The following is a 10,878-nucleotide window of genomic DNA, read 5'->3' on the forward strand; positions in this document are numbered from 1 at the left end:
GCTTTCGACCCCGCACGCCGCCGCCGCCGTCGCACGCCGTCGCCGAGCCAGCCGGGGTCGATTCCGCACCCGAAAGCGCCCCAACCGGTGCGCTTTCGACCCCGCACACCGTGGCCGACGCCGCCACGCGGGTCGATTCCGCACCCCGGGTCGATTCCGCACCCGAAAGCGCGAAACCCGGTGCGATATCGACCCCGCACACCGTGGCCGACGCCCCCGCGCGAACCGCGCGAGGTCAGGACGTGCCGATCCCCCGGGTGGAGGAGCCGGCATCCGCAGCGGCATCCGACCCGGTCCCGACATCCGACCCGGCATCCGTCCCCGCCCCGGCATCCGCATGCGCCCCGGCATCCGTCCCGGCGTCCGGGATGATGTCGATCGCCTCGGTAGCCGTCGCGTAGACCTCGGCGAGGCTGTCGTCGACGTCGGCCTCGTCGATCCAGTCGAGGTCGTCTTCCGAATGGTCGTAGGCGACGGGCACGAGCGCGAAGTCATCGCCGTACTCCTCGAGTCCCGACATGACGCTGTGCCGGACGGCCATGCGGGCATAGCGGTCGCGCAGGATCATCGGATCGCGACGGAGGTCCTTCATGAATGCGACCATCATGAACGCCATGATCACCGCGAAGGGGAGCGCCGCGATGATCGTGACGTTCTGCAGCGAGCGCAGGCCGCTGCCCTCCTCACCCGACACGAGCAGCACGGCGGCGATGACTCCGACCAGCACACCCCAGACGACCGAGACCCACCGAGACGGCTCGGGCCGCCCCTGCTGCGACAGCGTTCCCATCACAAGTGACGCGGAGTCCGCCCCGGTGATGAAGAAGATCGCGATCAGCAGGATGAGCACGATGCTCGTGATCAGCGGGAACGGCAGGTTCTCGAGCACGCCGAAGAGCACCTCTTCGGGCGGGTCGACCGTGAGGTTCGCGCCGTCCATCTGCTGCTGGATCGCCGTGGTGCCGAAGATCGCGAACCAGACGAGCGAGATGACCGCGGGTACGACGATGACGACCGACACGAACTGGCGCAGCGTGCGGCCGCGCGAGATCTTGGCGATGAACATGCCGACGAACGGCGACCACGAGATCCACCAGGCCCAGTAGAAGATCGTCCAGCTCGAGAGGAACATCTGCGCCTCGTCGCCCTGAGACGCCGAGCGGGCGACCATCTCGGGCAGGTCGCCGAGGAACTGCACGGCGACCGAGGGGATGACGTTGAGGATGAGCAGCGTCGGGCCCACGAAGAACACGAAGAAGGCGAGCAGCAGGGCGACGACCGCGTTGATGTTCGACAGTGCGCGGATGCCCTTCGAGACGCCGGACACGGCGGATGCGATGAAGCACGCGGTGAGCACGGCGATCGCGGCGATGAGCACGCCGTTGCCCAGCTCGCCGATGCCGCTGACGATCTCGACTCCGTGGCCGATCTGCAGGGCGCCGAGGCCGAGCGAGGCGGCGGTGCCGAACAGGGTGACGATGATCGAGAAGATGTCGATCGTGCGGCCGAGGGGACCGGTGGTGCGGCCCTCGCCGAGCAGAGGCGCGAAGATCGACGAGATCAGCGGGGTGCGTCCGCGACGGAAAGCGCCGTAGGCGATCGCGCCGCCGACGAGCGCGTAGAACGCCCAGGCCTGCGGACCCCAGTGGTAGAGAACCTGCGTCTGGGCGGTGTGCATGGCCTCGAGCGTGTTGGCCTCGACCGTGCCGGGCGGCGGGCTCTCGAAGAAGGTGAGCGGCTCGGCGGCACCCCAGAAGACGAGGCCGATGCCCATGCCCGCGGCGAACAGCATCGAGATCCACGAGAACATCGAGAACTCGGGCTCCTCGTCATCGCGGCCGAGCGGGATGCGCCCGTAACGGCTGAAGCCGATGAACAGCATGAAGACGAGGATGACGGTGGCGATCGTCGTGAAGAAGAAGCCGAAGTACTCGACCACCCAGGCGAGCACGGTCGAGGTGGTGCCCGAGAGGTTGTCGCCCGCGAACACGCCCCAGGCGATGAACGCGACGGTCAGCGCGACGGCGACGCCGAAGACGAGCGGATCGGTGCGGTAGGTGCGTCCGGTTTCTTCGACCGCGACGCCGGGAACCAGCGCCGGATGCACGCCGCGCGGCGGGACGGCGGCGATGTCGCGGACGATCTTCTGAGCGGCCTCGGTGGCCTTGGCGGCCTGACGGACGGCCGCGGTCGTGGTCTTCGGAGCGTCGTTCCTCGGGGGCGTCTTATCGTCCGGAGTGTCCATGGGAACCAATTCTCCCATGCCGGCATTCTGCGGGTGGGGGCCTGGTCGCCGCACGTGTCGACTCGGGACGCTCCGCGGGCCTCGCTCAGCAACCCTGGACCGACGTCAGCGCGGGCGACGCCCGCCGAAGACCGAGTGCAGCAGGGGCAGCGCCGACACGCAGATCAGCGTGATGCCGAGGGGTGCGATCGACGGGACGAGCAGCGCTCCCCCGACGAGCATCGCGGCGAACAGCACGCCCGATCCGATGCGGCGCGCGATGCCCTCGAGGCGGTCGAGCCGGCGCTCGAGGGCCGATGTGTCGAACGTGACGTTGCCGTCGTCGACGCGGGTGATGATCGCGTCGATGCGCTTGGGCAGACGGTAGGTGACGGCGGCGGTCTCCATGGCCTGCTGGGCCATGTCCTGCATGAGGTTGCCCGACTCGTCGCGCAACAGTCGCCCGGCGTAGGGCTCGGCGGCATCCCACACGTTGAAGGTGGGGTCGAGGCTCGAGCACATGCCCGAGGTCAGCGAGACCGCGCGGATCAGCAGCAGCATGTTCTCGGGCAGCTGCAGCGGGAGCGAGCGCACCATGTCGCCGAACTCGTCGGCGAAGTCCTTGAACTCGCGAGGATCGACCGTCGCGAGCTCGGCGAAGCCCATGCCGCCGAAGCGGGAGAACAGCGCGCTCAGTGCGCGCTCGAGCTCGGCGGTGTCGGCGGAGGGCAGCAGCACGCCGATCTCCTGCGCGGCCTTCACGAGTCCGCGGCTGTCTCGCGCGGTCACCGCGATGAGCAGCATCCGCAGTCCGTCGCGCAGGTTATCGGGGACCTCGGCCATCATGCCGAAGTCGATGAACGTGAGACGGAAGTTCTGCCCGGTGTCGGATGCCGCCTCGGGCGTCACGAAGATGTTGCCCGGGTGCGGGTCGGCGTGCACGAAGCTGTGCGTGAAGACCTGGTCGAACATGACCTCGGCGAACGCATCGGCGACGGCAGCCGGATCGATGCCCGCCGCGCGCAGAGCATCCGTGTCGTTGATCTTGATCGCCGTGACGTCGGACAGCGTGAGCACGCGACGAGTCGAGCGCTCCCAGACGATCTCGGGGGTGTCGACGCGCGGATCCGCGGCGAAGTTCTCGCGGAACCGCTCGGCGCTTGCGGCCTCGTGCAGGTAGTCGATCTCTTCGAGGCTCGTCTCGGCGAACTCCTCGACGAGGGCCGGGGCGTCGACGCGGTCGGACACCAGCCGCACCCGGGTGAGCCACTTCGCGACGCGGCGCAGCGCGGCGAGGTCGACCGCGACGATCTCATCGATGCCGGGACGCTGCACCTTGACGATGACACTGTCGAGCCCGGTGTCGGCGGCATCCTGGTCAGCGAGTCGGGCACGGTGCGCCTGGCCGAGGGATGCCGCGGCGACCGGCGTCTGATCGAACCAGGCGTAGGCCTGCTCGAGAGGGATGCCGAGCTCGGCCTCGGCGGAGGCGCGGATGTCGGCGAACGGCACCGCGGGGACCTCGTCCTGCAGCCCCTCGAGCTCCTTCGTGATCTCGGGCGGCAGCACGTCGAGGCGTGAGGACATGAACTGTCCGACCTTGATCATGAGGCCGCCGAGCTCGACGGCGAGCACGTGGAAGCGCTTCGCGAAGCGCTGCATCCGCGGGCCGCGCGTGCGCTCGGCGATCGACGTCATGCCGAAGCGCGGCAGCACGAGTTCGAACCACCAGATCTTGATGAACTCGCGCGCCGCGAACGACAGGATGCGGCGGTATCGGGCGCGATGGGCGCCCTGCGCCGCGGCATCCGTCATGTGTCGTCCCTGGGTCGTGTGCGATCAGTCCTGAGCGAGGATCGTGTACAGCCTACGGCGCGCCTCGTCGAGGATATCGACCGCCTGCTGCACCTGCTCGGGACTGCCGCTGCGTCCGACCTGAGCCGCGGCGGCGGCGAGGTCGACACCCGCCTTGGGGAGCGCGCTGTAGCGGGGGTTGTCGTGCAGGCTCTCACCCTTGGACTGCGACTCCCACGGCGCGGGGGTCTCGGTGCTCTCGACCGCGACCTCGCGGCCCGCCTCGGTGAGCGAGTAGGTCTTGCGACCGTTCTGCTCCTCGGCCTCGATGAGACCCTCGTCGGCGAGCAGCTGCAGGGTCGGGTAGACCGAGCCGGCGCTGGGCTTCCACGATCCGCCGCTGCGCTCGGCGATCTCGTTGATGATCTGGTAGCCGTGCATGGGCTTCTCGGCGAGCAGCGACAGCACGGCGGTGCGGACGTCGCCCTTGGCCATGCGCGATCCGCCGCTGGGGCGCTGTTCGAAGGACTTCTCGAAGCTCTTGCGGAGCTGGTCCATGGCATCGAAGATCGCGGATGCGGGACCCCCGGAGCCTGCACCGAAGCCGGATCCGCCGAAGGGGTTCGAGGGGAATGCGTTGTTCATGGTGACCTCCCTGGAGTGGTGAGCGATAGTCAACGATATATCGTTAAGGCTGTGCGTGGGGTGGGAGTTCGGGAGATTGCACGCACGCGCGCCTGAAAGCAACCCCCGTGTGCTCCACAGGTCTCGGTGTTTGACTGCGGAGGATGTCGAATCTGCGTGTGAGTGTGGTCGTGCCCGTCTTCCAGCCCGGGGAGGCCATCGACGCGCTCATCGCCTCATTGGATCGGCAGACCCTGGATGCGTCGCTGTTCGAGGTGCTGCTGTGCGATGACGGATCCGGCGAAGCGACGCGCGAGCAGCTCGCGGCGATCGCCGCCGACCGGCCGTACGTGCGGGTGCTGGATCTGCCGCACTCCGGGTGGCCGGGCACTCCCCGTAACCGCGGTGTCGAGGCGGCGCGTGGCACGTACGTGCAGTTCGTGGATCAGGACGACTGGCTGTTCGACTCCGCTCTCGAGCGACTGTGCGACTTCGCCGATGCGCACGGGTCGGATGTGGTCGTCGGCAAGGAGGTCGGCATCGGACGACCCCTGCCGAGACGGATCTTCCGCCGCGATGTGCCGAACGCACGCCTCGGCGAGGACCCGCTGCTCGAGATGCTGACGCCGCACAAGATGTTCCGCACCGCTTTCCTGCGCGATCGGGAGATCCGCTTCCCCGAGGGCAAGGTTCGCCTCGAGGACCACCTGTTCGTGATGCGGGCGTACTTCGAGGCCGAGACGATCTCGATCTTCGCGAGCGAGCCCTGCTACGCGTGGGTCAAGCAGCCCGGCAGCGCCAGCTCGTCGCGCATCGACCCGGAGTCGTACTTCCCGCATCTCGAGGCGGTGCTCGACCTCGTCGAGGAGTACACGGCGCCGGGCAGACTGCGCGACCGCCTGCTGCGGCACTGGTTCCGCGGCAAGATCCTCAAGCGGCTGTCAGGCAAGCGCATGGTCGCGTACCCCGCCGAGTATCGGACTCGACTTCTCGACGTCGTCACCCCTCTCGCGCAGCGCCGCTTCGGGCCGGGCGTCGACGGCGGCCTGGCCTTTCCGCAGCGGATCCGTGCCGCGCTGCTGCGGGCGAACCGCCGCGACGATCTGGTGGAGTTCGCGCGCTTCGAATCCGAGATGACGTGCCGCGCAGAGGTGACGAAGGCGCGCTGGTCTCGCGGCGGCGGCCTGCATCTGGCGGTTCGCGTCGCGGTCACCCGTGACGGCGCCGACGCTCTCGTCTTCGAGCCGGGATCGGGGCGGCTGACGTCATTGCCGTTCTCGGGGGCCGATCTGCCCTCCGGCCTTCTGCTCGCGGGTCGCGAGCTCGGCAATGATCAGATCGAGCTCTTCCTGCGCGACACCACGACGGGTGACGAGCGCCGGATCGCCGCATCGTCACTGCAGGACCGGACCTCGGTGACGTTCGCGATAGACCCCCTCAAGGTGTTCGGACCGACGGATCAGACCCGCGGCGCTCGACTCGTCGCCAAGGTGCGACGGGCAGGGTGGACGTTCGACGTGCCGCTGAAATCGGATGCCGCGACCCTCGCCAGTGCCGGCCATTCGCCGTTGCTGGCCGGTCGCACCTGCACCCCGGTCGCCACCCGCGGAGGGTCGGTCGAGCTGCGCCGCGTCTGGCCCGGTGGCCGATTCAAGGACTTCGCGGGCCGCGCCGCCCGTCGGGTGCGGAGTCGCTCGCGCGGACGCTGAGGGCTGCTTAGATCACCGCGGGAGCGTCAGGATCACCTCGGCAGCGTCATGATCACCGTGGGAGCGTCAGGATCTCCGCGCCGTCTTCGGTGATCGCGATCGTGTGCTCGGTGTGCGCCGTGCGGCATCCGGTGGCGCTGCGGAGCGTCCACCCGTCGGCATCGGTCACGAGCTCATCGGTGTCGGCCATGACCCACGGTTCGAGCGCCAGGAGGAGTCCGGGCCGCAATCGGTACCCCCGCCCCGCGCGCCCGTCGTTCGCGACATGCGGATCCTGATGCATCGTCGACCCGATGCCGTGCCCGCCGAACTCGAGGTTGATCGGGTACCCGGCCGCCGACAGTACCGACCCGATCGCGTGCGAGAGGTCTCCGATGCGGGCACCCGGCCGTGCGGCCGCGATCGCCGCCGCCAGCGCCCGCTCCGTCGCCGCGATCATCGCGAGGTCTTCTGTCGCAGGATGCGAACCGACCACGAAACTGATCGCCGCGTCCGCCGCCACGCCCTGCAGCGTCACGGCGAGGTCGAGCGTCAGCAGATCGCCGTCTGCGAGGACGTAGTCGTGCGGCATCCCGTGCAGCACCGCGTCGTTCACCGCCGTGCACACGTAGTGGCCGAACGGCCCACGGCCGAACGACGGCGCGTAATCGACGTAGCAGGACTCGGCCCCCGCGTTCTCGATGAGCTGCTTCGTCCACCGATCGAGGTCGAGAAGGTTCACCCCGACGACAGCCCGCCGCTTGAGGCTCTGGAGTATCGAGCCGACCAGCGCACCGGTCTCACGTGCTCTGTGGAGTTGTTCCGCGTTGAGGATTTCAATCATGACCGGTAATACTATCCCGGTATTAGTATGGGCACATGATGGTTCGTCTTCCGCTCACCCCCGCCGATGTCGAACGCGGCGAGCGCCTGGGCGCCCTGTTGCGTCGGGCGCGCGGTTCGCGTTCGATGCTGAGCGTCGCCCTCGATGCCGGAATCTCACCCGAAACACTGCGCAAGATCGAGTCGGGCCGCGTCGCCACTCCGTCGTTCTCGACCATCGCCGCCGTCGCCGGGGTGCTGCACCTCTCACTCGACTCCGTCTGGGCCGAGATCGAGCCTCCGCGCTCCGACGGTCGCACGCAGGTCGCGTCCTGACATGGCGACCGCCCTCGTCACCGGAAGCTCGCGCGGCATCGGCCGCGCCATCGCCCAGACCCTCGCCCGGCGTGGAGATCGCGTGGCCGTGCACTGCAGCGCCGATCTCGCAGCCGCCGAGGAGACGCTGTCGTCTCTCGCGGGTACCGGGCACACGCTGGTGGTCGGCGACCTGAGCGGCCCCGCCGCAGCCGAGCAGATCGTCGACAGCGCCGTCAGCACCCTCGGATCCATAGACATCCTGGTGAACAATGCGGCGATCGCCCCGAGCAGTGCCAACGCGCATCGCATCGACACGACCACGTATGCGCACTGGCAGGAATCGTGGTCGCGCATGGTGTCGGTGAATCTGATCGGCACGTCGAACCTGACGATGCTCGTCGCCCAGCAGATGATCGCCCAGGGCACGGGCGGAGCGATCGTCAACATCGGCTCGCGCGGAGCATTCCGCGGTGAAGCAGAGCATCCCGCGTACGCAGCCACGAAGGCTGGACTGCAGGCGCTCGGACAGTCCTTGGCTCTGGCGCTCGCACCGCACGGCATCGCGGTCACATCCGTGGCCCCCGGGATGATCGCGACCGAACGCCAGGCCGAGAAGCTCGCCGGCGCTCAGGGCGAGAGCATCCGCGGCCAGAGCCCCTTCGGCCGCGTGGGAACCGCCTGCGAGGTGGCCGATGCCGTCGCCTATCTGACGTCGCCGGGCGCCGTCTGGGCATCCGGCACCGTTCTCGATCTCAACGGCGCCTCGTACTTCCGCTGAGCACACGACGCCGACGGCACTCATGCGGCCACATCGAATCGGGCCCTACCGCCCAGTCGGGGCCGGCGCTCAGCGTCGACGTACGCAGGCGGAAGGAACCACACCTTCGCCGCGACACCCACTCCGTCGATGCGGATGTCCCATCCGTTGTCGTGGATCCGGTGATGGCAGGTCTCGCACAGCAGCACGCCGTTCGACAGATCGGTCGGCCCCGCATCTCGACTCCACCACCTGATGTGATGCGCCTTCGTCATCTCGGGCGGAAGTCCGCACATCGCGCATCCGCCGTCGCGTTCGACGAGGGCCAGTCGTTGAGCTTTCGTGAAGAGCCGTTTCTCGCGACCCCAGTCGAGGATCTGACTGTCACCGCCGAGCACACACGGAATCACCCCGCCGCTCGCTGCCATCCTGCGCGCGGCACCGATGCTGATCTTCTGACCGATACCGTCGATCTCGGCCGTTCCGCAGCCGGACTGCAGGTCGTCGAGGGTCACCCGCACGACGACGGTGGCGCCGGCCAGCGGCATCCGCTCATCTCGACATCCGAGAACGTGCGCGCAGAACAGCGCCAGCGCGTCGGCCTGAAGCATCGCCACGCTGCGACGATCAGCATCGGGTGACTCAGCCGCCGGCTCGCCCTTGCGCGCTGCGAAGGCGGCCGTGACGTACCCGCGGATCGCCGCCACGATCGGAGCGGCAGCCTCGGGGTGGAATCGTCCGTTGAGATGCACCATGCCGTCACGCTCGAAGATCGTCAACGACCGCCGCGACCGTCGCTCCTCGTCGCGCGGCGCGCTGCCGTCGGGGTTGAGCCACCCCTCCGCCCGATCGACGATCTTGCGCACGTCGTCGAGCGGCAGGTCGACGGCCGCGTCGACGAGGGTCTTCTCGGCTTCGGCGACTTTCTGCGCGCCGACCGCGACCTGGCACCGCTCGAGAAGCGCGAGGATCAGCGCCGCAGCCTGCACGCCGAGCCGCCCGGAGAGCAGAGCCGCGCGCACGAGGGGATACCGAGCCGGCAGCGGCGATCCGAGCAGATCAGCGCGCGGCGCCGTCGCCTCGCCGACTCTGATCAACCTCGATGCCTCGGCGAACGAGATGCCGGTCGTCGATGAGATCAGCGTGGCGGCCGAACGATACCCCTGCTGCTTCGCGAGACCACCGGCACCGAGTTCCGCACGCGACTCCGCGGCGATGCGCGCCGCGACGTCGATGTGCACGGCATCCAATTGTCGCTTCATCGCATCGATCGCGGTGTTCATCGCGAGCAACTGCTCGCGGGAGAGACCTGACGCCGAGCCGGAATCCGCCCACACCTCATCGAGGCGGGACATCGCCTCGTGCAGACCGACCAACTTCGACATGTCTCGATTTTACTCGCGTACGCACGGAGTTTCGAAGATATGTACTAGTCGATTCCAGAACTCCGAGATGCCCGGGAAAGGCCGCGAGCACGCGAGAACGACGCCGACCTACCCCCGGAGTACCGACTCCAGAAGTCCGGGGAACAGCGAATCCAGGTCGTCGCGACGCAGCGTGAGCATCCGCCTCCGCCCGTTCGGCTCATTGCGGATCACGCCCGCCTCGCGGAGCACCTTCATGAAGTGGGACTTGGTCGACTTCGGCAGATTCGGGTCGGTCGCATGGCACTCGGCCATATCGAGCGGACCGTCCGCGAGCTGCCGCGCGATGGCCAGGCGCTCGGGGTCACTCAGCGCGAAGAGCACGTCTGTCAGCTGGATCTCGGAGCGATCCGGATGCGGGAGGTCGCCTGGCATGGTTCGAGAATAGTTGAACAATCGCGCGAAGGCGAGTACGCTCCAACAGTTCGATGATTCTCGAACCCACGCACCCCCGACCTCAGGAGCACGCATGACGATGACCGCCCCGACACCCGTCGCGACAGCATCCGTCCGCCGTTCGCGCTTCGGATTCGCCCTCGCGATCGTGGCCCAGATCGCGATGATGGTCGGCGCGAGCGCTCCGTCGCCGTTCTATCCCGTGCTCGCCGCCGAGATCGGGTTCGACTCCATCGTGATCAGCGCGATCTTCGCTGTCTACGCGATCGCACTCCTTCTCGCCCTGCTCAGCGCGGGATCGCTCTCCGACCACATCGGTCGCCGACCGGTGGCGATCGCCGGGTTCCTGCTTCTCACCACGAGCATGATCCTGTTCTGGCATGCCGACACTGTGGCGACCCTCGTGCTCGCGCGCATCCTGCAGGGGGCGGCGAGCGGCGTGCTCATCTCGACCCTGTCGGCCGCCGCGCTCGATCTCGCCCCCGAAGGCAAGGCCCGCGTCGCCGCACTCTGGAATGCCCTGAGCCCCGGAATCGGCCTGGGACTCGGTGCGATCCTCGCCGGTATCGCCCTCGACCTCACGGGCGATCCGCTGCTCGACGTATTCGCACCCCTGACCGCGATCTACCTGGTGCTCGCCGGCCTGTTCCTCCTCGCCCCCGAGACCGCGCCGCGGCGACCCGGCGCGTGGGCATCCCTGCGATTCCGCCTCTCGACCCCCGGCAGCGTGCGCGGCGATTTCTGGCGCGGCGCTCCCGCGGTGATCGCCGGCTGGGCGACCGGAGGACTGTTCCTCTCGCTCGGCGCCACCATCGTGCACACCGAGCTCGG

10 protein-coding genes are annotated in these 10,878 nt (G+C 68.5%); 4 read left to right on the plus strand and 6 right to left on the minus strand.

Going from position 1 to position 10,878, the window contains the following annotated elements; genetic code table 11:
• Positions 1-235 precede the first annotated feature (235 nt).
• The 3 genes from RTM68_RS13890 to RTM68_RS13900 form a co-directional block, all read right to left on the minus strand.
• Positions 236-2,245 (minus strand): BCCT family transporter, encoded by a 2,010-nt coding sequence (locus RTM68_RS13890; protein WP_312171910.1) that lies wholly within the window; start codon positions 2,243-2,245, stop codon positions 236-238.
• Positions 2,246-2,350: 105 nt separating this feature from the next.
• On the minus strand, positions 2,351-4,039 hold the full coding sequence (locus RTM68_RS13895) for an AarF/UbiB family protein (protein ID WP_312171913.1): 1,689 nt from the start codon (positions 4,037-4,039) through the stop codon (positions 2,351-2,353).
• 24 nt (positions 4,040-4,063) lie between these two features.
• Positions 4,064-4,663: a PadR family transcriptional regulator gene (locus tag RTM68_RS13900; protein WP_312171915.1), complete on the minus strand. Its 600-nt coding sequence runs from the start codon at positions 4,661-4,663 to the stop codon at positions 4,064-4,066.
• Between the two features lie 143 nt (positions 4,664-4,806).
• Here RTM68_RS13900 and RTM68_RS13905 point away from each other — a divergent pair, with 143 nt between their 5' ends.
• Positions 4,807-6,351, plus strand: coding sequence for a glycosyltransferase family 2 protein (locus tag RTM68_RS13905; RefSeq protein ID WP_312171917.1), 1,545 nt, complete (start codon positions 4,807-4,809; stop codon positions 6,349-6,351).
• Between the two features lie 52 nt (positions 6,352-6,403).
• Here RTM68_RS13905 and map read toward each other — a convergent pair whose 3' ends face one another.
• Positions 6,404-7,174, minus strand: coding sequence for a type I methionyl aminopeptidase (gene map, locus RTM68_RS13910; RefSeq protein ID WP_312171920.1), 771 nt, complete (start codon positions 7,172-7,174; stop codon positions 6,404-6,406).
• 38 nt (positions 7,175-7,212) lie between these two features.
• Here map and RTM68_RS13915 point away from each other — a divergent pair, with 38 nt between their 5' ends.
• A complete protein-coding gene (locus tag RTM68_RS13915; RefSeq protein WP_194763207.1) occupies positions 7,213-7,488 on the plus strand; it encodes a helix-turn-helix domain-containing protein in 276 nt (91 codons plus the stop codon).
• A gap of 1 nt (position 7,489) precedes the next feature.
• Positions 7,490-8,248: an SDR family oxidoreductase gene (locus tag RTM68_RS13920; RefSeq protein WP_312171922.1), complete on the plus strand. Its 759-nt coding sequence runs from the start codon at positions 7,490-7,492 to the stop codon at positions 8,246-8,248.
• A 20-nt stretch (positions 8,249-8,268) separates the two neighbouring features.
• Here RTM68_RS13920 and RTM68_RS13925 read toward each other — a convergent pair whose 3' ends face one another.
• Positions 8,269-9,612, minus strand: coding sequence for a DUF222 domain-containing protein (locus RTM68_RS13925; RefSeq protein WP_312171925.1), 1,344 nt, complete (start codon positions 9,610-9,612; stop codon positions 8,269-8,271).
• A 108-nt stretch (positions 9,613-9,720) separates the two neighbouring features.
• On the minus strand, positions 9,721-10,026 hold the full coding sequence (locus RTM68_RS13930; protein WP_312171927.1) for a transcriptional regulator: 306 nt from the start codon (positions 10,024-10,026) through the stop codon (positions 9,721-9,723).
• Between the two features lie 94 nt (positions 10,027-10,120).
• Here RTM68_RS13930 and RTM68_RS13935 point away from each other — a divergent pair.
• Positions 10,121-10,878: MFS transporter (locus RTM68_RS13935; protein WP_312171928.1), on the plus strand; the 758-nt coding region annotated here is incomplete at its 3' end.

Source organism: Microbacterium sp. (assembly GCF_031988965.1).
In the GTDB taxonomy this organism is placed as follows: domain Bacteria; phylum Actinomycetota; class Actinomycetes; order Actinomycetales; family Microbacteriaceae; genus Microbacterium.

Bases quoted from the DNA above. Each gene is read 5' to 3' on its own strand.
- RTM68_RS13890 (WP_312171910.1), bottom strand. From the start codon at position 2,245: ATGGACACTCCGGACGATAAGACGCCCCCGAGGAACGACGCTCCGAAG.
- RTM68_RS13895 (WP_312171913.1), bottom strand. From the start codon at position 4,039: ATGACGGATGCCGCGGCGCAGGGCGCCCATCGCGCCCGATACCGCCGC.
- RTM68_RS13900 (WP_312171915.1), bottom strand. From the start codon at position 4,663: ATGAACAACGCATTCCCCTCGAACCCCTTCGGCGGATCCGGCTTCGGT.
- RTM68_RS13905 (WP_312171917.1), top strand. From the start codon at position 4,807: ATGTCGAATCTGCGTGTGAGTGTGGTCGTGCCCGTCTTCCAGCCCGGG.
- map (WP_312171920.1), bottom strand. From the start codon at position 7,174: ATGATTGAAATCCTCAACGCGGAACAACTCCACAGAGCACGTGAGACC.
- RTM68_RS13915 (WP_194763207.1), top strand. From the start codon at position 7,213: ATGGTTCGTCTTCCGCTCACCCCCGCCGATGTCGAACGCGGCGAGCGC.
- RTM68_RS13920 (WP_312171922.1), top strand. From the start codon at position 7,490: ATGGCGACCGCCCTCGTCACCGGAAGCTCGCGCGGCATCGGCCGCGCC.
- RTM68_RS13925 (WP_312171925.1), bottom strand. From the start codon at position 9,612: ATGTCGAAGTTGGTCGGTCTGCACGAGGCGATGTCCCGCCTCGATGAG.
- RTM68_RS13930 (WP_312171927.1), bottom strand. From the start codon at position 10,026: ATGCCAGGCGACCTCCCGCATCCGGATCGCTCCGAGATCCAGCTGACA.